General features: G+C 67.7%; 20 protein-coding genes. 10 read left to right on the plus strand and 10 right to left on the minus strand.

Going from position 1 to position 23,601, the window contains the following annotated elements; all coding sequences use genetic code 11:
* The 6 genes from AC5I49_RS24550 to AC5I49_RS24575 all read left to right on the plus strand — a co-directional run.
* Positions 1-410: phenylacetate--CoA ligase family protein (locus AC5I49_RS24550; RefSeq protein ID WP_495790032.1), on the plus strand; the 410-nt coding region annotated here is incomplete at its 5' end.
* Between the two features lie 17 nt (positions 411-427).
* A complete protein-coding gene (locus tag AC5I49_RS24555; protein WP_016449263.1) occupies positions 428-1,087 on the plus strand; it encodes a TetR/AcrR family transcriptional regulator in 660 nt (219 codons plus the stop codon).
* A gap of 36 nt (positions 1,088-1,123) precedes the next feature.
* Positions 1,124-2,275 (plus strand): ABC transporter substrate-binding protein, encoded by a 1,152-nt coding sequence (locus tag AC5I49_RS24560; RefSeq protein WP_016454722.1) that lies wholly within the window; start codon positions 1,124-1,126, stop codon positions 2,273-2,275.
* Positions 2,276-2,358: 83 nt separating this feature from the next.
* Entirely contained in the window at positions 2,359-3,387 is a 1,029-nt protein-coding gene (locus tag AC5I49_RS24565) for a branched-chain amino acid ABC transporter permease (protein WP_495790033.1), read from the plus strand.
* The gene (locus AC5I49_RS24570) at positions 3,384-5,276 is read left to right on the plus strand and encodes a branched-chain amino acid ABC transporter ATP-binding protein/permease (protein WP_017406074.1); all 1,893 of its coding nucleotides are present in this window, start codon (positions 3,384-3,386) and stop codon (positions 5,274-5,276) included. Before AC5I49_RS24565 ends, AC5I49_RS24570 begins: the two co-directional genes overlap by 4 nt.
* Entirely contained in the window at positions 5,273-6,019 is a 747-nt protein-coding gene (locus AC5I49_RS24575) for an ABC transporter ATP-binding protein (protein WP_495790034.1), read from the plus strand. The genes AC5I49_RS24570 and AC5I49_RS24575 overlap by 4 nt, the downstream gene beginning before the upstream one ends.
* Before the next feature lie 100 nt (positions 6,020-6,119).
* On the opposite strand, the gene AC5I49_RS24580 is transcribed toward AC5I49_RS24575, so the two are convergent.
* The 5 genes from AC5I49_RS24580 to AC5I49_RS24600 form a co-directional block, all read right to left on the minus strand.
* On the minus strand, positions 6,120-7,310 hold the full coding sequence (locus AC5I49_RS24580) for a hypothetical protein (protein ID WP_495790035.1): 1,191 nt from the start codon (positions 7,308-7,310) through the stop codon (positions 6,120-6,122).
* A gap of 651 nt (positions 7,311-7,961) precedes the next feature.
* A complete protein-coding gene (locus tag AC5I49_RS24585) occupies positions 7,962-8,933 on the minus strand; it encodes a Bug family tripartite tricarboxylate transporter substrate binding protein (protein ID WP_495790036.1) in 972 nt (323 codons plus the stop codon).
* A gap of 104 nt (positions 8,934-9,037) precedes the next feature.
* Positions 9,038-9,304, minus strand: a complete 267-nt coding sequence (locus AC5I49_RS24590) for a DUF2783 domain-containing protein (RefSeq protein WP_013800326.1) — start codon at positions 9,302-9,304, stop codon at positions 9,038-9,040.
* Positions 9,305-9,335: 31 nt separating this feature from the next.
* A complete protein-coding gene (locus AC5I49_RS24595; protein ID WP_034368449.1) occupies positions 9,336-11,027 on the minus strand; it encodes an FAD-dependent oxidoreductase in 1,692 nt (563 codons plus the stop codon).
* Positions 11,028-11,161: 134 nt separating this feature from the next.
* On the minus strand, positions 11,162-12,127 hold the full coding sequence (locus AC5I49_RS24600; protein WP_043790848.1) for an MBL fold metallo-hydrolase: 966 nt from the start codon (positions 12,125-12,127) through the stop codon (positions 11,162-11,164).
* Between the two features lie 149 nt (positions 12,128-12,276).
* On the opposite strand from AC5I49_RS24600, the gene AC5I49_RS24605 reads away from it, so the two are divergent.
* Entirely contained in the window at positions 12,277-13,095 is an 819-nt protein-coding gene (locus AC5I49_RS24605; protein WP_016449271.1) for an IclR family transcriptional regulator, read from the plus strand.
* A 19-nt stretch (positions 13,096-13,114) separates the two neighbouring features.
* Here the strand turns inward: AC5I49_RS24605 and AC5I49_RS24610 are convergent, their stop codons facing one another.
* On the minus strand, positions 13,115-14,947 hold the full coding sequence (locus AC5I49_RS24610) for a methyl-accepting chemotaxis protein (RefSeq protein ID WP_043790849.1): 1,833 nt from the start codon (positions 14,945-14,947) through the stop codon (positions 13,115-13,117).
* 307 nt (positions 14,948-15,254) lie between these two features.
* On the opposite strand from AC5I49_RS24610, the gene AC5I49_RS24615 reads away from it, so the two are divergent.
* The gene (locus AC5I49_RS24615; RefSeq protein WP_034368458.1) at positions 15,255-16,088 is read left to right on the plus strand and encodes a GNAT family N-acetyltransferase; all 834 of its coding nucleotides are present in this window, start codon (positions 15,255-15,257) and stop codon (positions 16,086-16,088) included.
* Positions 16,089-16,342: 254 nt separating this feature from the next.
* Here the strand turns inward: AC5I49_RS24615 and AC5I49_RS24620 are convergent, their stop codons facing one another.
* The 4 genes from AC5I49_RS24620 to AC5I49_RS24635 form a co-directional block, all read right to left on the minus strand.
* A complete protein-coding gene (locus AC5I49_RS24620) occupies positions 16,343-16,810 on the minus strand; it encodes a CoA-binding protein (protein ID WP_016454716.1) in 468 nt (155 codons plus the stop codon).
* A 28-nt stretch (positions 16,811-16,838) separates the two neighbouring features.
* Entirely contained in the window at positions 16,839-18,110 is a 1,272-nt protein-coding gene (gene nhaA, locus AC5I49_RS24625; protein ID WP_495790037.1) for a Na+/H+ antiporter NhaA, read from the minus strand.
* A gap of 236 nt (positions 18,111-18,346) precedes the next feature.
* The gene (locus tag AC5I49_RS24630) at positions 18,347-18,880 is read right to left on the minus strand and encodes a hypothetical protein (RefSeq protein WP_016449276.1); all 534 of its coding nucleotides are present in this window, start codon (positions 18,878-18,880) and stop codon (positions 18,347-18,349) included.
* A 191-nt stretch (positions 18,881-19,071) separates the two neighbouring features.
* Positions 19,072-21,342 (minus strand): protein-disulfide reductase DsbD family protein, encoded by a 2,271-nt coding sequence (locus AC5I49_RS24635; protein ID WP_495790038.1) that lies wholly within the window; start codon positions 21,340-21,342, stop codon positions 19,072-19,074.
* Between the two features lie 215 nt (positions 21,343-21,557).
* Between AC5I49_RS24635 and AC5I49_RS24640 the strand changes: the two genes are divergently transcribed.
* Both AC5I49_RS24640 and AC5I49_RS24645 read left to right on the plus strand, forming a co-directional pair.
* A complete protein-coding gene (locus AC5I49_RS24640) occupies positions 21,558-22,535 on the plus strand; it encodes a Bug family tripartite tricarboxylate transporter substrate binding protein (RefSeq protein ID WP_016449278.1) in 978 nt (325 codons plus the stop codon).
* 29 nt (positions 22,536-22,564) lie between these two features.
* Positions 22,565-23,425, plus strand: a complete 861-nt coding sequence (locus AC5I49_RS24645; RefSeq protein WP_343740677.1) for a creatininase family protein — start codon at positions 22,565-22,567, stop codon at positions 23,423-23,425.
* The last annotated feature ends 176 nt before the right edge of the window (positions 23,426-23,601 follow it).

Consider the following 23,601-nt stretch of genomic DNA (forward strand, 5'->3'; position numbering starts at 1 on the left):
CCATGCCCATCATTCGCTACCGCACGCGGGACCTGACGCGGCTGCTGGCGCCGACCTCGCGCAGCTTCCGGCGCATGGGCAAGATCGTGGGGCGCAGCGACGACATGCTCATCATCCGCGGCGTGAACCTGTTTCCCACGCAGATCGAGGAGATCGTGCTGCAGAACGCCCAGCTGTCGGGCCAGTACCAGCTGGTGGTCACGCGCGAGGGCAATCTGGACCGGCTGGCCGTGCGCTGCGAGATGCAGCCGGGCACGCAGGGCGACACCGAGGCGCTGGCCCTGTGGCTGCAGCAGCGCATCAAGACCCTGGTCGGCGTGAGCGCCGAGGTCGAGGTGCTGCGGCCCGATTCCATAGAGCGCACCCTGGTGGGCAAGGCCCGCCGCGTGATCGACCACCGCAGCCGCTGAGCGCGCACAGGAGTCCCATGGCCCGAGGCCGATCTTCCGGATACGACGACCAGCGCGAACTGATCCTGGGCCATGCCGCCGCGCTGTTCGCGCGCAGCGGCTACCCCGGCACTTCGATGAACGAGGTGGCCCAGGCCTGCGGCCTGTCCAAGCCCACCATCTACCACTACTTCCGCGACAAGTACGCGCTGCTGGTGGACATCACCGACGGCCACATGACGCGGCTGCAGGCCCTGGTGGACGAGGTGCAGGCCATGGGCCTGCCGCCCGAGCCACGGCTGCGCATGCTGATCGAACGCTTCGTGCAGGAGTACGCCCATGCCCGGCATGCCCACCGCGTGCTGACCGAGGACGTGCGCTTCCTGCAGGACGAGGACCGCCAGCGCGTGGTGGGCAAGGAGCGCGCCGTGGTCGAGGCCTTTGCCCAGGCGGTGGCCCAGCTGCGGCCGGACGCCGACGGCGCGGGCCTGTCCAAGGCGCTGGCCATGCTGCTGTTCGGGATGATGAACTGGATGTTCACCTGGCTGCGGCCCGACGGAACGCTGGACCACGAGGCCATGGCCCCTGTGGTGGCCGACCTGTTCCTCGGAGGCTTGCCTGCCGTGCAGACCCCAGGCAAACCCGTGCATCAAACCGCTGGCAAAAAAATAGTTACCACGGTAAATTGTGGCGCCTGACGGCACCGCGCCCCATCCAACACAAAGGAGACAGACATGAAGCGCATGACAAAACTGGGCCTGCTGGCCGCAACCCTGGCCACGGTCTGGGGCTCGGCCCTGGCCGACATCAACGTGGGCGTGGTGGTCTCGGCCACCGGACCGGCGGCCTCCCTGGGCATTCCCGAGAAGAACACGGTGGCGCTGATGCCGCGCACGGTGGCGGGCCAGAAGGTCAACTACATCATCCTGGACGACGCCTCCGACACCACGGCGGCCGTGGCCAACACGCGCAAGCTGATCAGCGAGAGCAAGGTCGACGTGATCCTGGGCTCCAGCATCACGCCCAACTCCCTGGCCATGGTGGACGTGGTCTCCGAGGCCAAGACGCCCATGATTACGCTGGCCGCCTCGGCCAAGATCGTCGAGCCCGTGGATGCCAAGAAGTTCTGGGTCTTCAAGACGCCCCAGCACGACGCCATGATGGCCGCCGCCATCGGCGAGCACATGGCCAAGGCCGGCATCAAGACCGTGGGCTACATCGGCTTCAACGACGCCTATGGAGAAAGCTGGCTGCAGGAATTCCGCAAGGTGGCCGAGGCCAAGGGCCTCAAGCTCACCGCCACCGAGGCCTATTCGCGCAGCGATACCTCGGTCACGGGCCAGACGCTCAAGCTCATGGCGGCCAAGCCCGATGCGGTGCTGATCGCCGGCTCGGGCACGCCGGCCGCGCTGCCGCAGAAGTCGCTCAAGGAGCGCGGCTACCAGGGCAAGATCTACCAGACCCACGGCGTGGCCAATGCCGACTTCCTGCGCGTGGGCGGCAAGGATGTGGAAGGCACGCTGCTGCCCGCCGGCCCCGTGCTGGTGGCCCACCAGCTGCCCGACAGCAACCCGGTCAAGAAGTCCGCCGTCTCCTATGTGGAGGCCTACGAGGCCGCCAACGGCAAGGGCACGGCTTCGACCTTTGGCGCGCATTCCTGGGATGCGGGCCGCGTGCTCGAAGCGGCGATTCCCGCCGCGCTCAAGAAGGCCCAGCCCGGCACGGCCGAGTTCCGCGCCGCCCTGCGCGATGCGCTGGAGCAGACCAAGGACGTGGCCGGCGCCCACGGCATCTTCAACATGACGCCCACCGACCACCTGGGCCTGGACCAGCGCGCGGCCGTCATGGTCAAGATCGAGAACGGTACCTGGAAGTACCAGCCCTGAACCTGCAGGTCTGAGGCCGCAGCGGCTGCCGCGCCTGGTGGCGGCCGCTGTGGCGCTTGGCCGCGTCTGCTCGAAAGTCGATCATGGATCTGCAAATCGCCCTGCTGCTGGGGCAGGACGGCATCGTCAACGGCGCCGTCTACGGCCTGATGGCGCTGGCCCTGGTGCTGGTGTTCTCGGTCACCCGCATCATCTTCATCCCGCAGGGGGAGTTCGTCGCCTTCGGCGCGCTCACCCTGGCCATGATGCAGGCCGGACGCGTGCCCACCACGCTGTGGCTGCTGCTGGCCCTGGCCGCCGCCGTGCTGGTGGTGGACCTGCTGCGCTGGCGCGCGGGCAGCCAGGTGAGCTGGCCCGCCACCTTCCTGTGGTGCCTGGCGCTGCCGGCCATTGCCGTGGCCCTGGCCTGGGGGCTGCGCCCGTCCTCGCTGATGCTGCAGGCGCTGGCCACCCTGGTGCTGATCACGCCCATGGGGCCGCTGCTGTACCGCCTGGCCTACCGGCCGCTGGCCCATGCCTCGGTGCTGATTCTGCTCATCGTCTCGGTGGCCATGCACGGCGTGCTGGTCGGCCTGGGGCTGCTGTTCTTCGGTGCCGAAGGCTCGCGCACCCCCGCGTTTTCCGAGGCGCAGCTGCGCCTGGGCGACATCACGATCTCGGGCCAGTCCCTGGTGGTGGTGGGCGTGACCCTGGTGCTGGTGGCCCTGCTGTTCGTGTTCTTCGAGCGCTCCATGATCGGCAAGGCGCTGCGCGCCACGGCCATCAACCGCGTGGGTGCACGCCTCATGGGCATTCCCACGGCCATGGCCGGCGACGTGAGCTTTGCGCTGGCCGCGCTGATCGGCGCCATCTCGGGCCTGCTGATCGCGCCGCTGACCACGGTGTACTACGACACCGGCTTTCTGATCGGCCTCAAGGGCTTCGTGGCCGCCATCGTGGGCGGGCTGGCCAGCTACCCGCTGGCCCTGGCCGGCGCGCTGCTGGTCGGGCTGCTGGAGGCCTTCTCGTCGTTCTGGGCCAGTGCCTACAAGGAGGTGCTGGTGTTCACGCTGATCATCCCGGTGCTGTGGTGGCGATCGCGCAATAGCCACCATGTGGAGGAAGAAGAATGAGCGCCCCCGTTTCCTCGCAGGCCGCGGCGCCTGCCAAGGCCGCCTCGGGCGGCATCAGCACGCGCGTGCTCACGGTGGCCGCCATTGCGCTGCTGGCCGCGTCCTGGGGCTTCCTGCCCGATTTCACCGTCGTCATCCTCAGCTACATCGGCCTGTTCGCCATGGTGGCGGCAGGCCTGGTGATGCTGACCGGCGTGGGCGGCATGACCTCGTTCGGCCAGGCGGCCTTCGTGGGCATCGGCGCCTATGCCACGGCCTGGGTCTGCACGGCGCCGGCCTCGGTGGCCGCGCTGGGCGGGCTGGTGGGCGCGGCGGGCCTGCCCTGGGTGGGCCTGGCGCTGGGCCTGCTCATCACCTTCGTCGTGGCCTGGCTGCTGGGCGCGGTCACGGTCAAGCTGCAGGGCCACTACCTGCCGCTGTGCACCATCGCCTGGGGGCTGAGCCTGTACTACCTGTTCGGCAACATGGAGTTCCTGGGCGGGCAGACCGGCATCACGGGCATTGCGCCGCTGGTGATCGGCGGCGTCTCGCTGGCCTCGCCGCGCGCCATGGGCGTGGTGATCTGGGCCGTGCTGCTGGTGGCGCTGTGGCTGCTGCACAACCTGCTGGACTCGCGCGAGGGTCGGGCCATCCGCGCGCTGCGCGGCGGCCGCGTCATGGCCGAGTCCATGGGCATCGACACGGCGCACTACCGCGTCAAGCTCTTCGTGCTGGCGGCCCTGCTGGCCACGCTGTCGGGCTGGCTCTACGCCCACATGCAGCGCTTCGTGAGCCCGGCGCCCTTCAACCTCAACGTGGGCATCGAATACCTGTTCATGGCCGTGGTCGGCGGCGCCGGCCACCTGTGGGGCGCGGTGCTGGGCGCCACGCTGATCACGCTGATCAAGCAAAAGCTGCAGGACATATTGCCGGCCCTGCTGGGCACCAGCGGCAACTTCGAGGTCATCGTCTTCGGCCTGCTGATGGTGCTGGTGCTGCAGCGCTTTGCAGAAGGTCTGTGGCCCACGCTGCAGGCGCTCACGGCGCGCTGGGTGCGCCGACCCGTGTCTGATCTCAAGCTGGCGGACGCTGCGCCGCTGGCGCAGCGCGCGCTGCCCGCGGCGGGCCAGGTGCTGCTGGCGGCCGAGCATGTGACCAAGCGCTTTGGCGGCCTGGTGGCCAACAACGATGTGGCCATGACGCTCAGGGCCGGCGAGGTGCATGCGCTGATCGGCCCCAACGGCGCGGGCAAGAGCACTTTCTTCAACATGATCTCGGGCGTGGACTCGCCCACCGAGGGCCAGGTGCGCTTCATGGACCAGGCCATGAACGATGCGCCCTCGCGCCGCTTTGCCGCCCTGGGCCTGGGCCGCACCTTCCAGCATGTGCGCCTGCTGGGCCAGCGCAGCGTGCTGGAGAACGTGGCCGTGGGCGCGCACCGGCGTGCGCACCGGGGCTGGCTGGCCTCCATGCTGCGCCTGGACCGGGCCGAGGAGGCCTCGGTACTGGCCGAGGCGCGCCGCCAGATCGAGCGCTGCGGCCTGGGCGCCTTCGCCGATGTGCCGGCCGCCTCGCTGGCCCTGGGCCAGCAGCGCATCGTGGAGATCGCCCGCGCCCTGGCCGGACAGCCTGCGGCCCTGCTGCTGGACGAGCCGGCCGCCGGCCTGCGCCACCTGGAAAAACAGGCCCTGGCCGACCTGCTGCGCCAGCTGCGCGCCGAGGGGCTGGGCATTCTCGTCGTGGAGCACGACATGGAGTTCGTCATGAATCTTGCGGACCGCATCACGGTGCTGGAGTTCGGCACCGTGATCGCCGAAGGCACGCCGGCCCAGATCCAGGTCAACCAGCGCGTGCTGGATGCCTACCTGGGCGGCGGCGACGACGACGAGGCAACCGGAGAGACGGCATGACCGACACCCTTTTGCAGCTCAAGGGCCTGAGCGTGTCCTACGGTCCCGTGGAGGCCGTGCACCAGGTGGATCTGGATGTGCGCAGCGGCGAGATCGTCACCGTCATCGGCCCCAACGGCGCGGGCAAGACCACGCTGCTGTCGGCCGCCATGGGCCTGCTGCCCTCGCGCGGCGAGATCCATCTGGACGGCAAGCGCATCGCACGCCCCGGCGTCGAGGTCATGGTGGCCAACGGCGTCGCCCTGGTGCCCGAAAAGCGCGAGCTGTTCGGCGAGATGTCGGTGGAGGACAACCTGCTGCTGGGCGGCTTCTCGCGCTGGCGCCGGGGCCTGCGCGACCAGGCGCAGCGCATGGACGAGGTCTTTGCCATCTTCCCGCGCCTGAGGGAGCGGCGCCCGCAGATGGCCTCCACCCTGTCGGGCGGCGAGCGCCAGATGCTGGCCATCGGCCGCGCGCTGATGGCGCGCCCGCGCCTGCTGCTGCTGGACGAGCCCTCGCTGGGCCTGGCGCCGCTGATCGTGCGCGAGGTGCTGCAGGTCGTGGCCGGCCTGCGCGACCACGGCGTCTCGGTGCTGCTGGTCGAGCAGAACGCGCGCGCCGCCCTCAAGGTGGCCGACCGTGCCTACGTGCTGGAGATGGGCGCCGTGGCCCTCAGCGGCGCGGCCAGGGAGCTGCTGCACGACCGGCGCATCATCGATACCTATCTGGGGATGGGGCGCAGTGCGGAGGCGGCGGCCGCATAAGTGAGTGGAGTGAGCGCTGTTGTCTGGTTCTGGTGACTGTGGTTGTGGTCGTGACATGCAGGCATGCCGCCAAGTCATCCAAGTCAATCCACCGCCAGCATCAGCGCTTCATCTCATCCAGATAATCCTGCCTTGCCTTGTTGATGCTTTGGGCGACGCTGTTGCCTGGATAGTCTTTGATGTATCCCGAAATATAAAACAAGTATCTTTCGCGGGCGATGGGGTCTATGTGGTTCAAGAATTTTTCGTCCCGAAATGCGGACTGCAGCGCCAGCATTTCCCTGGGGTCAGCCATCCTTGTCTGAATGAGATTTTCAAGCGTTTTATGAAAAATCGCTTCGTCAGGAGCATACGCCTTGAGGGATTTCAGCCAATCCTCATATCTGAAGACATCTGAAAATCCCAGTTCATGGATGCCACCACCCAATTCCGGTTTGGCGCCGTTTACCATGTCGAAAATGGCATTCCTCTCGGCAGCGGAGATGCTGTTGGGCAGTTCAAGGTTGCTGCCTAGATTGCCCAGCAGTACATCACGGCCATATTTATTTCCTGATTCCAGAATTTCCTTGATGATACTTGCAGGGGCATCCGCCGAGATTGAAAGCATATGGGCCAATTCGCCGTAGTACTCGTTTGCGGTCAGGGTTTTATCGTCGAAGGAATTTTTCAGACGAGCACGAGTGTCAGGGAAATTTCCCTCCCTGGAGTAGCTGAAAACTGCTTGTTTCTTTTTTTCGAGAAGTTCCTTCATGCTGATCGATGCAGTGCCTTGCGCTGTTGAGGATGGAGCCCTGTGTTCGCTTGCCAGCATACCCGTCTGCGGATTGATGGGCTCCGATGAGTTGGTATCTAGGTAGACATATAAGCCTATTGCCGAGGCAGTGGTGATCAAGACTGCCACTAATATGATCATATTATTGTTCGAAGACATATCTACCAATTTCTTTGTTGAAGGTTTGCATGCACATTGGCCGGAGCAATGATTCTGTTCCACGCGATTTGATAGCTCGTTTGTCATCGCAATACGCTGCCTGAAATTTCCTTGCCATGCCGGGAGATTTTTCCAGAGATTGGGCTTTTGAGATGATTTTCCCTTGCGATTTATACTTTGCAATCCCGAATTGCTCTTGAAAAATTCTAAGAAAACGCAGAATTTGAAGTGAGAAGGGTGTTTTAATTTTTCTCTGTTATTTTCTGGGCAAGGTGTATTGGAAGTTTTTTGGGGTATGTATGGAATACGGCTGAATCTGAAAATGAGGACGCAGCCTATAAGAATATTCTGATATTTCACAGGATTTGCTCGGATAAATCCGTGAGTGGCTTATGAACGCTGCCTTGGCAAGAGCACCGCCACAGGTAGGCAAATGCACGCCCTGGTTGACAGGGAGGTGTGTGAAAAGGAGGGTTGTCGCCCGTTATCTGATGGGGACGGATTTCCGGAGCCTGGGCGAGAGGGCGAGTTGTGCAAGTCGTCAATGCCACGCGCTGGTGTATGCGCTCGGCCGTCTAATTTGGAAATGGTCCATGGGCTGAACCCTAGGCACATCTGTCAATCCATGGCAAGACCGAAACAGGTTGCGGTTCCCAAAGGCGCACCGGAGACGCCATTCGACCTGAGATCCAGGTAGAGGACCGCTGCCTATGACCATGAACGCCATGCGCTGGTGATCCGAAGGCTTGGGAACCAGGGGCGGGCCGGGCGGTCCTGCGCCCGCAAGCTTGGAAAGGTAAAGGCTTGCCAGGTAGAGCCGTCTGGGAGGTGTGGTGGATTTGCTGAACGGGGCTTTGCCACTGTGGATGTCTTGCCTGGAGCGCACGGGAATTCCCAGCAAGGCGGCATCTGTCCCCTGGATTTGCTGGAAGTGCCGACCATCGGCGCAAGGGCCTGCTGAGGTCGGGCACTTTCATGGAGTCATCGCCGCTCGGGGCGGCGAGGGCTCGCTCAGTCCAGCTTGATGTTGTTGGTCGCGATCACCCGGCCCCACTTGCCGCGCTCGGCGCGCACGAACTGGCCCATCTGCTCGGCGCTGCCGGGCATGGGCTCCACGCCCATGGCGGCCAGGCGTGCCTTGGTGCGGGTGTCGGCCAGGGCCTGCTGCAGCGACTGGCTGAACTTCTTGACCACCTCGGCCGAGCTGCCCGTGGGCACGACGATGCCCTGCCAGGCATAGCCCTCGAAACCTTTCAGACCCTGCTCCTGCAGCGTGGCGACCTGGGGCAGCACGTCCACGCGCGCAGGGCTGGCCACGCCGATGGCCTTGAGCTTTTTCTCGCTCAGGAAGGGAATGATGGTGGCGCTGTCGGCCCACATGGCGGGAATCTGGCCGCCGACCACGTCCTGCACGGCCGGGGCGGCGCCACGGTAGGGCACATGGGTCATGTTGCTGATGCCCGCCTGTTCGCGGAACAGTTCGCCCACCAGATGGTGGGGGCTGCCCAGTCCGGCCGAGCCCCAGCTCACGCCGGTCTTTTGCTGTTTGGCCCAGGCCAGGAATTCGGAGAGGTTGGTGGCGGGCACATCGTTGTTGACCACCAGCAGCATGGGAAAGCGCACCAGCATGCCCACGGGCTTGAAGTCGCGCTCGGCGTTGTAGTTGAGCTTGCTGAACAGGAAGGGGTTGGCCGCCAGCGTGGCGAAGTCGGCCGTGAACATGAGGTTGCCGTGGTCGCGCGAGCGGGCGCTGTACTCGGCCGCGATGTTGGTGCCTGCGCCGGGCTTGTTATTGATGACGATGACCCGCTCCATGTTGCGGCCCATGGCTTCGGCGATGACGCGGGCGACCACGTCCGAGCCGCCGCCGGCCGCATAGCCCACGACCCATTCCAGGGGCTTGTCCTGTGCCAGGGCGGCAGGCCCTGCGGCCAGGGCCAGGCCCGAGCAGGCCAGTGCGGCCAGAAACTGCTTGCGTTGCATCCTTGTCTCCATGTTGTATGCGGCGCCCTTGTGAGATGTCCAAGGTGTGAGGCGGGCGCCTTTGTGGGGATGGCAGGCCGCCGCACGGGCGGCGGCGCGCGGCTTCAGGCGGCCGCGTGCACCGGGGCGACCGGTGTCACGGCGCCGCGCTCGGCCGGGTCCGCGCCGGCAGGCGCAAGTCCTGCGCTGGCGCGGGCCAGTTCGAGCGCATGCAGCAAGGTGCCCTGGTGGCCGATGTGGTTGGCCAGCAGCAGCACGAGGCGGGCATTGAGGGCATGGCTTTGCGCGGTATCGAGCCCCTGGTGGGTGGCGATCAGGGCTTCGTAGAAATCGTCGCAGGCCTGCAGGTTGGGGTGGGTGGACAGCAGCATGGCGGTCTCCTGTGGATGGGGCGTAAGAGGTTCAGGCCGTGGCGGCGGCGCCGCAGGCTCTTTGGAGAGCGGCGCGCACGCCGGCCTCGTCGGGGCGGCGCCAGCGCGCGCAGACATGCTGGTCGGGCCGCAGCAGGTAGCTGGTGCCGGGGCGCGCATCCAGGCGTCTGGCCGCCAGGCCGCGCGCATCGATGAGGTCGGCGTCTGGTGCATGGGCCTCGCCCTCTGTCGCGATGGACAGGTTGAGCACGCCGGGCAGCGCCTGCGCCCAGGCCGGCGTGGGGCCGAAGTGCAGCAGCGTGAAGTCCGGGCCCAGGGCGCGCAGCAGCCAGGCCGTGCCGTCCACGCCGGGCCGGCGCATGGGCGCATCGGCCAGCACGGCGCCGGGCAGCTGCGTTCCGTCGAAGGTGTCGGTGTCGGGCGTGTTGAGCGCCGAGCCATGCAGCGTGGCCGGCACGGACAGCCGCCCGCTGTTGACGATGCGGCGCGCGAATTCATGGTCGCGCGCCAGGTCCAGCACGGCGTCGCGGAACAGGCGGCTGATCTCGCTCTTGGGCGTGATGAAGTCGGTGGCGCGCGTGGAGTTGCGGATGTTCTCGTCGGCCGCGTATTCGCGCTCGGCGCCATAGGTGGCGATCAGCGAGGCATCGGCCTGGCCGCGCAGCACGCGGTCCAGCTTCCAGGCCAGGTTCTCGGCATCCTGCACGCCACTGTTGGCGCCGCGTGCGCCAAACGGCGAGACGCCGTGGGCGCTGTCGCCCGCGAAGACCACGCGGCCATGGACGAAGCGGTCCATGCGCAGACAGGCGAAGGTGTAGACGCTGGCCCATTCCAGCTCGAAGGGCGCGTCCTTGCCCAGCAGGGCGCGGATGCGGGGAATGATGTTCTCGGGCTTTTTCTCTTCCTCGGGATCGGCGTCCCAGCCCAGCTGGAAGTCGATGCGCCAGACATCGTCGGGCTGGCGGTGCAGCAGCACGCTCTGGCCCGGGTGGAAGGGCGGGTCGAACCAGAACCAGCGCTCGGTGGGGAATTCGGCATGCATCTTCACGTCGGCGATCAGGAAGCGGTCGCGGAAGATGCGGCCATGGCTTTCCTGGCCCAGCAGGCCGCGCAGCGGCGAGCGCGAGCCGTCGCAGGCCAGGACCCATTGCGCATCGATGCGGTAGCTGCCGTCGGGCGTCTCCACGGTCAGCAGCGCGCCCTCGGCCTGCGGCTCGAGCGCCGTGACCTTGCTGTGCCAGCGCAGGTCGATCAGCGGCAGCTGCAGGGCTCGCTCGACCAGGTAGGCCTCGGCGTAGTACTGCTGCAGGTTGATGAAGGCCGGGCGCTCGTGGCCGTCCTCGGGCAGCAGGTCGAAGCGGTACAGCGGCTGGTCCTTGAAGAAGACCTTGCCCAGGTTCCAGGACACGCCCTTGTCCACCATCGCCTGGCCCACGCCCAGGCGGTCCCAGATCTCCAGCGTGCGCTTGGAAAAGCAGATGGCGCGCGAGCCCGTGGACAGCCGGCAGTCGTTGTCCAGCAGCACCACGCGCTGGCCGCGCTGGGCCAGGTCGATGGCCAGCGACAGGCCTACGGGGCCGGCGCCGACGATGACCACGGGATGCCGGGCGGGCGTGTCCGCACCGGCGTCCTGGTCGGCATGGCGCTCGTAGGGGATGTGGATGGCCTGTATGTCTGCGCCGCTGCCGCGCAGCGCTTGCAGGGAGATGGCGGGGTGGGACATGGGGTTCGTCCTCTGGCGTGGGCGTATGAGAGAGAAAAGGCGCAGCCATCCCCGCCGGCATCAGGGAATGCCGGTGCGCGGGCGGGTGCGATGGGCAGGCGTGCCGGTGCTCAGGACCGGCACGCCGCCGTGGTTCAGCCTTCGAGCGCTTCCCACATCTGGCGGTCGCGCTCGGCGGTCCAGATGCGCGGGTCGGCATGGCCCGAGGCCTCGTCGTAGGCGCGGGTCACATCGAAGGGCATGCAGTGGTTGAAGATCACCCACTGGCCGTACTTGGGCTGCAGCTTGGCGAAGGCGGCCTCGTAGACCTTGCGCAGGTCCTGCTGGGCGTCGGCGCCGGCCTTGACCTCGGTCCACAGGTCGCTGATGAAGTCGCGCGTGCCGGCCAGGCCGGCCTGCACCTCGGCCGGCGTCTGCAGCGCGGCGCCCCGGCCTGGCACCAGCTTTTCGGGCTGCAGGGCGGCAATGGCGTCCAGCGTGTGAGGCCAGTCCTGGAAGTAGGCATCGCCCGCATAGGGCGTGGCGCCGAACTCCACCAGGTCGCCGCTGAACAGCACCTTGTCCTGGGGCAGCCAGACCACGGTGTCGCCCTTGGTGTGGCCGCGGCCCAGCTGCAGGATCTGCACTTCCAGCTTGCCCAGCCACAGCGTCATCTTGCCGGTGAAGGTCAGGGTGGGCCAGGTCATGCCGTCGGGCACGCTTTCCACGTTCTGGAACAGGCGGGGAAAGCGGCCGATCTCGCTGGCCTTGTCCTGCTCGCCGCGCTCCACGATCAGGTCATAGGTGTCCTGGCTGGCAATGATGTGCTCGGCACCTTCCGCGAAGAAGGCCGAGGCGCCCAGCACGCGCACCGCGTGGTAGTGCGACAGCGTGACGTACTTGATGGGCTTGTCGGTGATCTCGCGGATGCGGCGGATCACGTCCTGCGCCATGACGGGCGTGGCCTGGGTGTCGATCACCATCACGGCGTCGTCGCCAATGATGATGCCGGTGTTGGGGTCGCCCTCGGCCGTGTAGGCGTAGGCGTGCTCGGAGAGCTTGTCGAAGCTGACCTGCTTGATTTCGAGGTCGGCGGCGGAGGCAAAGGTCTTGGTGGTCATGGGCATCCTGCTTTTGAAATGGACAAACGCATTTGTTTTTATCGAATGCCTGAATGCTAGGGAAAAATTCAACATTGAACAATTCGTTTGGCATAGTGAAAAACCCTCGGAGCCGCAAACTCCGGGTTCCAGCCTTCACAATGCCTGCCATGTCCGATGCCGCCTCTTCCCCGAACAGCCCCGTCTTCCTTCCTGACAGCAGCGATGACGAGCCCGCGCGCGGCCCGCGCGGCATCCAGAGCGTGGAAGTCGGCGGCCAGTTGCTCAAGGCACTGGCACGCACGGGCCGGCGCATGGCGCTCAAGGATCTGGCGCGCGAGGCCGAGATGACGGCGGCCAAGGCCCACCCCTACCTGGTGAGCTTTTGCAAACTGGGCCTGATGGAGCAGGACCGCGCCAGCGGCCACTACGGCCTGGGGCCGCTGGCCATACAGATGGGGCTGATCAGCCTGCAGCAGGCCGATCCCGTGCGCCTGGCGATTGCCGAGCTGCCCGCGCTGGCGCAGGAGGTGGGCAGCACGGTGTCGATTGCCATGTGGAGCGGCCAGGGGCCGACCATCATCCGCGTGGAAGAGGGGCCCACCCATGTCTATGTGGCCATGCGCCACGGCACGCCCGCATCGCTGCGCCACACGGCCACGGGCAAGATCTTTGCGGCCTTTGGCGAGCCCGGGCGCATTGCGCCCCTGCTGGACGCGGAAGGCCACAGCCTGGAGGAGCCCGCCTTTGCAAAGGAGCTGGCCGCCATCCGCGCCAGCCGCCTGAGCCGGGTCGAGAACCAGCTGCTGTCAGGCGTGAGCGCGCTGGCCGTGCCGGTGTTCGACGGCTTTGGCCAGCTGGTGCTGGCCATTGCCGCCATCGGCCCCTCGGCCACGCTGGACCTGGACCCCCAGGGCCGGCCGGCCCGGCTGCTGCAGGCCCAGGCGCGCAGCCTGTCCCAGCGCCTGGGAGCGCCGGCCCAGGCCTGAGCCCGTCGCTTGCGGCGGCTCAGTTGGTGAGCAGCAGCTGATCCCGGGCAGGCGCACGCCCTTCCAGCGTGAAGCCGGCCACCGTGCGCGACAGGTGGTGGGCCTGCTCGTTGAGCACGGACGATGCGGCGGTGGACTCCTCCACCAGCGCGGCGTTCTGCTGCGTGGCGCGGTCCATGTCGGCCACGGCCTGGTTGATCTGGCCGATGCCCACGCTCTGCTCGGTCATGGCGCCGTTGATCTCGACAATGATCTGGGAGACGCGCTGGATGCCGTCCACGATCTCGCCCATGGTCTGGCCGGCCGCGCGCACGCGCTCCGTGCCCATGGCCACGCTGGCGCCGGAGGCGTCGATCAGGGTCTTGATCTCCTTGGCGGCCGCCGCGCTGCGGTGGGCCAGGCTGCGCACCTCCGAGGCCACCACGGCAAAGCCCCGGCCCTGCTCACCGGCGCGGGCGGCCTCGACGGCGGCATTGAGCGCCAGGATGTTGGTCTGGAAGGCGATGGCGTCGATGACGCCGATGATCTCGCCGATCTTGGACGAGGCCCGGGAGATGTCGTCCATGGTGCTCACGGCGCTGCCCACCACGTCGCCACCCTTGGTGGCCGAGCTGCTGGCCGACTGGGCCAGGCGCGTGGCCATGGCGGCCGCCTCGGCCGACTGGCGCACATTGGCCGTCAGCTGCGACAGCGAGGCCGAGGTCTCCTGCAGGCTGCTGGCCGAGGATTCGGTGCGGTTGGACAGGTCCAGGTTGCCCAGCTTGATCTCGTCGGTGGCGGTCTTCATGGACTCCACGCCGTTGCGCACATCCTTGAGCACGGTGCCGATCTGCTCGACGAAGCCGTTGAAGGACGAGGCGATCTGCGCCACTTCGTCATTGCCCGACACCGGCAGGCGCTGCGTCAGGTCGCCGCCGCCCGAGCCGATCTTGTCCATGGCGTCGCGCACCTGGGACAGGCGTCGGAAGGACTGGGCCGTCAGCGCCGCCGCCACGGCCGTGGCCAGGCAGGCCAGCAGCACGATGGCGATGGCCAGCGTCTTGAGCACGCTTTGCAGGCCGGTCGTGGCCTCGGCCTTGTCCAGCGCGACCACCAGCAGCCAGTCCGTGCCTTGCACCGGGCGGGCCTTGAGCAGCTTGGCGCTGCCGCCCAGGTTCACTTCCAGCGGCGCCGTGGCGCTGGCCAGCGCGGTCAGCGCGGCCGGTGTCAGCAGCTCGGAGATGTCGGACGTGGGCTTGAGCAGCAGCTTGGCATCGGCATGCGCCAGCACCTGGCCGTCACGGCTGACCACGAAGCCCAGGCTGCCGGGCGTGGGGCGGATGGCGGAGACCACCTCGCGCACGCCCTCCAGCGGCACGGCGCCGCTGATCACGCCCTGCAGCGCGCCGCCGCGCAGCATGGGCGCCACGAAGGCCACATAGGGCACGCCCGTGGTGGAGTCGCCATAGGGCTTGGTCAGGGCCAGCTTGCCGGCCTGCACGGCGCTCTTGTACCAGGGGCGGGCCGTGGGGTCGTAGTCGGGCGGAGTGCTGGTGGTGGACTTGTAGGTCTTGTCTTCCCAGCCCACCGTGGTGATGGGAAAGCCGCTGGCCTGGCCCATGTGGGCGGCAAAGCCCTGCGGGTCGCCGTGCTCGATCACGGCGGCGGCGGCGCTGACGGCGCGTGCCTTGGAGGCCACCCACTGGTCGATGGCCATGGTGTTGCCGGCGGTGATGGCGTCCAGGTCCTGTTCAATGGTCTGGAAAGTGCTGCCGCGAACGATGTGGTACGTGGCAGCCCCCGTGATGGCAAGGGCGCCGACCACGGTGGCTGTGCTGATGGCAAGGATCTTGGAGCGAAGGGTCTGGAGCATGGCGCGGCAAGGGAAGACTGAGGACTCCGCAAGCCGCAATGGCCGGGCATGCGGCCCTGTCATTAACGCACAATTTGTTTCATTTTTGACGACATGCCAACCCTGTGGTGGCGTGCACCAACTTGCGCGCAGCACCTGTCATAGAGGCATTTGCTGCAGTGCACCATTGCAGTGCGGTGTGACATGTTGCTGTAACGCAACCGTCGCGGGACTTTCATGGCGGCTTTCCACAATGGCGGCACGCAGGCAAACCGAGTGGCACAGGCAGGTCACCGACTGCGTCCAACATGACGAGGAAGGCGGGCATATGGACGTTCTGGACACCCTTCGCAACGCGGCGATCGACGTCGCCAAGCCCCCGCTTTCCGCGCTTCTCCAGCCACCCCAGGCCGCGGACAAACCGCTGCGGCTGGATGTGCGCTGGGCCCGCCATCTCGACGAGGTGCGCCAGGTGCAGCGCCTGCGCCACGCGGTGTTCGCCGCCGAGATGGGCGCCGTGCTGCAGACGCCGCTGGCCGGGCACGACATCGATGCCTTCGACGACTTCTGCGAGCACCTCATGGTCTGCGATGCCGACAAGGGCGTGGTCATCGGCACCTACCGCCTGCTCACTCCCACCCAGGCGCTGCGCGCCGGGGGCCTGTACTCCGACCAGGAATTCGACCTGGGCCCGCTCGCCGCCTGGCGCCCGCGCATGGTGGAGCTGGGCCGCAGCTGCGTGCACGCATCGCACCGCCAGGGCGGCGTGATCCTGGCGCTGTGGGGCGCGCTGGCCGAATTCATGCAGCGCAACCGGCTCGACGCCATGGTCGGCTGCGCCAGCATCCCCATGCAGTACCCGGGGCTGGCCCATGGCGAGGGCCCGGCGCGCGTCTGGCAGCAACTGCGCCAGACCCATCTGGCCGAGCCCGAGCTGCAGGTGCGTCCCCGCGTGGCCCTGCCCGAGGAGCTGGCATCCATCAGCACCAGCGGCATGAGCGTGGAGCCGCCTGCGCTGATCCAGGGCTACCTGCGCACGGGGGCCAAGGTGCTGGGCGCGCCGGCCTGGGACAGCGACTTCAACACGGCCGACCTGCCCATCATGATGCGCATGCAGGACCTGCCTTCGCGCTACCTGCGCCTGTTCACGCGGCGCGGCTGAGGCCGTCCCGGCGTTTTCGGGAAATTGGGAATTTTCGGAAAGAGAGGGCGGAGCCGGCTTCTTGTGCAATGGGCCGGACCGTGATGTGCATCACAGGGCTGTCACAAAGACCGTGCATGATGCTGGATGTGGGCTGAAGCAGACACCCGGACGGAGGCAGGTAACCTGCACCGGACTGACCGGGCCTTGGTCCACGCCAATTGCAGGCCGCAGCCTTTTCGGGGTTGCGGCCTTTTTCATGGGCAATTCCTGAGTTACCGGGCGGTGGGCGGGGCATCGGCCAGCAGGCGCTGGTGCTCGATCTTCACGCAGCGGTCCTGCACGGTCCACAGGCCCGCAGCGCGGGCCAGTTCCAGGGCCTTGTCGTTGACCACGCCCAATTGCAGCCACAGGCAGCGCGCGCCGACGGCAACGGCCTCGGCGGCCAGCGGCGGGATGTCCTCGCTCTTTCGGAAGCAATCGACCATGTCGATGCGCAGGCCCTGTGCGGCCAGCGCGGCCGCAGCGTCGGCCAGGCTGGCATGGACGGGCTCGCCCAGGATGCTTCCGCCTTCGCGTGCCACCACGGGGTTCACGGGAACGATGCGGTAGCCGTGGCGCTGCATGTACTGCGAGGCCTGGTGGCTGGGCCGCTCGGGCTGCGGCGACAGGCCGACCACGGCCAGGGTGCGGCACTGCACGAGGATGTCGCGCAGGCGGGAGTCTGTTGCTGTATCGCTCATGCGCCGCAGTGTACGCAGCGCCTGCCGCTCAGGCGGGCAGGGCTGTCGCGTCCGCAGCATGGCGCCGGCGCAGCACCATCCCCCAGCCCAGCCCCAGCACGGCGGCCGTGGCCGAGGCCAACAGCACGCCCAGCTTGGCGGCATTGAGCAGGGCCTCGCTGTCAAAGGCCAGCGTGGCGATGAAGATGGCCATGGTGAAGCCAATGCCTGCCAGCAGGCCTGCCAGCAGCGTGTCGCCCCAGCCCATGCCCGGCGGCAGCGCGCACAGCCGCAGGCGCACGGCCAGCCAGCAGCTGAGCAGCACGCCCAGCGGCTTGCCCAGCACCAGGGCCAGGGCCACGCCCCACATCACGGCCGAGGTGCCCGCCGCATCGATGCCAGCGGTGCCAGCCCCCTGCAGCGGCACGCCGGCATTGGCCAGCGCAAACAACGGCATCACGCCAAAGGCCACCCAGGGATGCAGGTCCGCCTGCACGCGCTCCACGGGCGCGGCGCTTTCGCGGCCGGCCAGCGCATGCACGGGCGTCACCAGGCCCAGCACCACGCCGGCCAGCGTGGGATGGGCGCCGGTCTGCCAGATGCCCCACCAGAGCACGGCGCCCGGCAGCACATAGGCCCAGGCGCGGCGCACGCCCAGCGACTGCAGCAGGAACACGCCGGCCAGGCCGGCGGCGGCCACCAGCAGCTGGCTCCATTGCAGCCCACCCGAATAGAACAGCGCAATGATGAGCACGGCCACCAGGTCGTCGATGATGGCCAGCGCCAGCAGGAACACGCGCAGCGCGGGCGGCAGGCCCCGGCCCAGCAGGGCCAGCACGCCCATGGCAAAGGCGATGTCGGTGGCCGTGGGCACGGCCCAGCCATTGCGCAGCGGCGGCGCGGCGTTGAAGGCCAGGAAGATCAGGGCCGGCGCCACCACGCCGCCCAGCGCGGCCATCACGGGTAGCAGCGCCTGGCGCGGCTGGGCCAGTGCGCCGGAATGCATCTCGCGGCGTATCTCCATGCCGACCACGAGAAAGAACACGCTCATCAGCGCATCATTGACCCAGAAATGCAGGGATTGCGACAGCTGCCACGGGCCCAGGCCCAGGCTCAGCGGCGTGTGCCACAGCGCCTCATAGGAGCCGGCCCAGCCGGAGTTCGCCCAGACCAGGGCGGCGGCCGCTGCCAGCAGCAGCACGATGCCGCCCGCAGCCTCGGCATGGGACCAGCGGGACAGGAACGCGCCGACGCGATCGGCGAAAGACAGGAAAAGGGGCGTGCGCGGGCCGGACGGCCGCGGGGTCGTGTAGGTGTTCATGTGCAAAGCAGCAAAGGGGCCTTGCGGCCCCGGTGCGCAGGCGGCCCGACCTGCGCTGAAAACACCTGTCCTGCCGCCCCATGCGGTCTGGACACCCAGCCGCCATTATAAAAGAAGCCCCCACGCCCCCTTTGCTGCGCAAGGTCCGCTGCCCCCCGAGGGGGCCGCTTTTTGCCTTGGGGCGGCCCGGCGGCAAAAAATCGGCGGCCGGGACTCTTGCGCAAGACCCTGCGGATTCAGGGCCTGGGCGGTTCGTTGCGCGAGACGCATTCGGCCAGCAGCCCCAGCGAGGACAGCGCAATCATGAAGACCAGGAACACATAGGCCGCCGTAGCCACACCCAGGCTCATGCTGAAGCCCCATTGCAGCACCGAGCAGGCCATGCCGGTCTGCGGATACATGGCCGTGCATTGCGATGCGGCCGGCATGTGCACGTACCAGGTGATGGCCACCAGCATGGCGCCCGCCACCATGGCGGCGTTGGCCCAGGGATGGGTCTGCGGGTGGTAGAGCGCATAGATCAGCGCCACGGGAACGGCCAGGCCCCAGGCGAACATCATCAGCCAGCTGAACACCGGCGAGACCGCCAGGATGGACTGCAGCCACTCCATCTTGGGCAATCCGTTGACGAAGCCCAGCAGATCCCACACAAAGGGCAGGACGATCCCCGCCACAGCCAGGCTGGCCAGTCCCAGCGCCAGCAGCAATCCCTTGCCGCGTGAACGATGGTGCACCCCCGAAGGGTGCGAATGGGTGATCAGTGCATGCATGGCCCACCTCCTGTGTCGTGCAGGGCGGGCAGTTGCCGCGCGGGCGGGTCCGGAGTCGGGCGGCAGCCGCGGCGCCTAGCGTTCGGATTGCGGTATTCCCCGGATGGATCCAGTCTAGGACGGCGTGCACTGCAACAGATGTAGGTCTTGCACCTACCCAAAATCGGGGTTTGTCCCAGGAGGTCGTGCCGTCAAAGCGCGGCCAGCGCCCCCAGCACCTCGCCCTTGGACAGCAGTTCGCTGAGCACCACCGGCGGCTTGCCCGGCGCATGCAGCACATAGACGGGCACGCCGCTGCGGCCCAGTTGCTGCAGCGCGGCGGTGATGGCCGGGTCGCGCCGCGTCCAGTCGGCGCGCAGCAGGGTCACGCCGTGCCTGTCGAAGGCGGCTAGCACCTCCTCATGGTTGAGCGTGGTGCGCTTGTTGACCTGGCAGGTCACGCACCAGGCGGCCGTGTAGTCCACGAACACGGGCTTGCCCGCCGCCTGCAGCTCGGCCACGCGGGCGGCCGACCAGGGCTGCCAGCGCTGGCCTGCAGCGGACGCCATGCCCGTGCCCTCCGCCTGGGCAGGTGTGGCGATCAGCGGTGCGGTGGTGGCCAGCAGCGCGCCCCCCAGCACCACGGCCAGCGTGGCCAGCACGGCGCGCGTGCGGCCCTTGAGCGTCAGCGTCCAGACCAGGGCGCTGAAGGCCAGCAGCAGGGCCAGCAGCGCAGTGGCGGCGTCGATGCCGCTTTGGTGCCCCAGCACCCAGACCAGCCAGACCACGGTGGCGAACATGGGAAAGGCCATGGCACGGCGGAAAGTGTCCATCCAGGCGCCAGGGCGTGGCAGCCAGCGCACTACGGCGGGAACGAAGCTGGCCAGCAGATAGGGCAGGGCCATGCCCAGGCCCAGGGCGGCGAACACCGTCAGCGCCTGCAGGGCCGGCATGTCGATGGCAAAGCCCAGCGAGGCGCCCATGAACGGCGCCGTGCAGGGCGAGGCAATGGCCACGGCCAGCACGCCGGACAGAAAGGCATCGGCCACCGGGTGGCGCGCATGCGCCGCAGCCCAACGCCCGGGCAGCATGGAGCCGAACTCGAACAGGCCGGCCAGGTTCAGGCCCAGCAGCGTGAACAGGGCTGCCAGCAGGGCCACGATGGCCGGCGACTGCAGCTGAAACCCCCAGCCCAGCTGCTCGCCTGCCGCGCGCAGCGCCAGCAGCAGCCCGCCCAGGGCCAGGAAGGACAGGACCACCCCCGCCGTATAGGCCAGCCCGCCCAGGCGCTGGGCGCGGCGGTCCTGTCCATGGCGTGCAAAGCCCAGGATCTTGATGGCCAGCACCGGGAAGACGCAGGGCATGAGGTTGAGGATCAGTCCACCCACCAGGCCACCGAGCAAGGCCATCCACAGGCTGGCGGCGCTGGCAGCAGGCGCAGCGGCCTGGTTGGCAGCCAGGGCCGCAGCCAGTGCGGGCGAGACGCTGGCCATGGCGGCAGCCGTCCAGCGGCCCTCGACCGGGGCCTCGGCGCGCCAGGCCACGGGCTGGCCCTGCTCCAGCGCTGCGGCGCGCTCGGCGGGCGGCAGGGCCAGGACCACGGGCAGCTTGGCCGGAGTGTCGCCGCGCATGTCGGACAGCGGCAGTTCGGCCACCCAGGCTGTGCCGTCCCAATGCTGCTGCCAGTCCTTGCCCAGTTCGGCCGCGTGGTGGAAGGTGTCGGAAGATTCGGGATAGAAGTCCAGCGTGCGGCCCTGCAGGGATTCAGGCAGCCCCTCGATGCGCAGCTGCACGCGCTCGTCGGGCGTCCTGCCTTCTGCTGCTGGCTGGCTGGCCGGCACCACCTTGGCCTGGGCCGGCGCGGACAGTGCCTGGGGCTTGAGCGCCCAGGCCTGGGTGAAGGCCTGACCCTGGCCTGCCGTGCTGCCCTGCACGGGCAGCTGCAGCTGGAAATCGCCTTCCTCGGGAATGCACTCCACGCGGCAGACCAGCCAGTTCGCATGCAGGCGCAGGTCCAGCATGCCGGACGCGGGCGGCTTGAAGTCGGGGGCCACCTGCACGGGCACGGGCAGCAGCACCTGGCCCTCATAGCCGTAGTTGAGCAGCGGGCCCACGCGCAGCGCCTCGGGCACGGGCCACTGGATCTCGCCCGCCGTCAGGCCCGCAGGCAGCTGCCAGTTCAGCTCGGTGGCCAGGCCGGAGTCACCGGCGTTCTTCCAGTAGGTATGCCATTCGGGCTGGTGGGTGATCAGCAGGCCCAGCCACAGTGTCTGGCCAGGCTGTACGCCTTCGGGCGCCTGGGCCACGAGTTCGGCGCGCACGCGCGGCGTGTCCACGGTCGCTGCCGCCCCGCTGCCGGTTTTCAGGCGGATCTGCGCGCCGGCCTGGAAGGCCAGCAGGCTGGAGGCGGCCAGAAGGAAGGCAAGAAGCCAGAAGGCGAGGCGCTGGGGTGCGGTGTGGCGAGGAGGCGTTTGGAGTGGCATGGCGGACTATGGGAGCCCGGGGCGGGATCTTTGGTTCCCCTGGCTACAGGCGGCGATGGTAGCGGCCATGCGCCATGGAATCCTCTGTGCGTTGTTGCAAGACGATTGGCAAAAGATATCGTTGCATAGGCGCTTGGTATTGGACAGGCGATAGGTCCGTTGCCCATCATGGGCCGGCCACCCATCCGGGATAGAGCAACACAAGGAGACAAGCCATGCAGGAGACATCTCGCCGCCAATTCCTGGCCGCCGGCGCGGCAGCGGCCGCCGCCTGGGGGCTGCCGCAGCACGCGCGCGCGGCCGCTGCCTATCCCGACAAGTCCGTGCGCGTGATCGTGCCCTTTCCCGCCGGTGGCACCACCGACGTGGTGGCGCGGCTGGCCATGCAAAAGCTCGGGGAGCTGACCGGCCAGTCCTTCGTGGTGGACAACAAGGGCGGTGCCAACGGCGTCATCGGCACGGAACTGGCCGCCCGCGCCACGCCCGACGGCTACACCCTGCTGATGAACACGGCGGGCGCGCAGACCCTGAGCCCGGTGCTCTACAAGACCAGCTACGAGGCGCTGGCCAGCTTCGAGCCCATCAGCCATCTGTGCGACGTGGGCTTCGTCCTCATTGCGCGCAAGGACCTGCCCGTGAACAGCCTGCAGGAGCTGGTTGACATGGCCAAACAGGGCAAGCCGCTGAGCGTGTCCTCGGGCAGCAGCATGATTTCGCTGATCACCGAGCAGTTCAAGAAGGTGATTGGCGCGCCGGGCATCGTCAACGCCCAGTACAAGGGCACGGCGCCGCAGATGCAGGCCGTGGTGGCGGGCGAGGTGGATTTCTCGTTCGACTCCTTCACCTCGGTGGAGATGATCCGCACGGGCAAGGTCAAGGCCCTTGCCGTGCTGCTGCCCCAGCGCGCCGAAGTCTTTCCCCAGGTGCCCACCATCAAGGAGGCCGGCGTGGACGGCATGGGCTTCAGCTCCTGGTCGGGCCTGCTCGCGCCCAAGGGCACTCCCCGCGACATCGTGGCCCAGCTCGCGCAGCAGATGGACAAGGTCATGCAGATGCCCGACGTGCTGGCCAAGCTGCGCAGCTACAGCTATGTGCCGCGCCGGGGCACGCCCGAGGAGTTCGCGCGGCTGATCGAATCCGACAACGAGCGCTGGAAGCGCATCGTCAGGGAATCCAACTTCAAGGTCGAATGAGACGCGGGGCGGGGGCTAAGATCATGGCCATGCCAAGCTCCCCGCCTCCACACACGTCCCTCGGTACCTGGCCATCGCGCTGGTGGGCCGAAGTATCGGCGCGCGATTTCGCGCTGGCCCAGGCGGGGCTTGCCGCGGAAACCGTGGCGGTGCTGCCCGTGGCCGCCGTGGAGCAGCATGGGCCGCACCTGCCGCTGTCCGTCGATGCCCGCCTGCTGCAGGGCGTGATCGATGCGGCCCTGCCGCTGCTGCCGGCCGACCTGCCCGTGCTCTTTCTTCCTCCGCAGAACATCGGCTTCAGCGTGGAGCACCAATCGTTTGCCGGCACGCTGACGCTGTCGCCCGCCACGGTGATCGCGCTGTGGACCGAACTGGGCGCCTGCGTGGCGCGGGCCGGCGTGCGCCGGCTGCTGCTGCTCAACGGCCATGGCGGCCAGGTCAGCGTGATGGACATCGTGGCGCGCGAGCTGCGCATGCGCCACGGCCTGCTGGTCTACAGCAGCAGCTGGTTCGGCCTGGTGGATGATGCGGCCAATGCGCAGTTCAGCGCGCATGAGCACCGCTTCGGCATCCATGGCGGCGAGGTGGAGACATCGATGATGCTGCACCTGGCGCCGGAGACCGTGCGCATGGAGCATGCGCGGGACTTTCATTCCACTTCGGAGGATAGGGCGCAGCGGCATGCCTTGCTGGGCAATGGGCGAAGCGCCAAGATGGGCTGGGCCATCGAGGATTACAACGTTTGCGGCGCCGTTGGCAATGCAGCCGGGGCTGCGGCCGAGCGTGGTGCAGCCATGGTGCAGGCGTCGGCTAGAGGGCTGGTGCAGTTGCTCTCGGAGATGCATGCCCTGGCCCCAGATACGGTGGGGCGGGCGCCGGAGCCGTTGTAGGTTTGTTGCGGGTTCGTTTTTGGACCCTGCCGGAAGGTGGTTTTTCGAGGCCGGGTCTCGGCCCGGCGGCCGACCTACTTTCTTGCGGCGCAGCAAGAAAGTAGGCAAAGAAATGCGCCCAGGTACGACTCACACTCATAGGTGACACATCAGTACAAGGACATGGGTAACAGATC

It is taken from the genome of Delftia sp., from assembly GCF_059499305.1.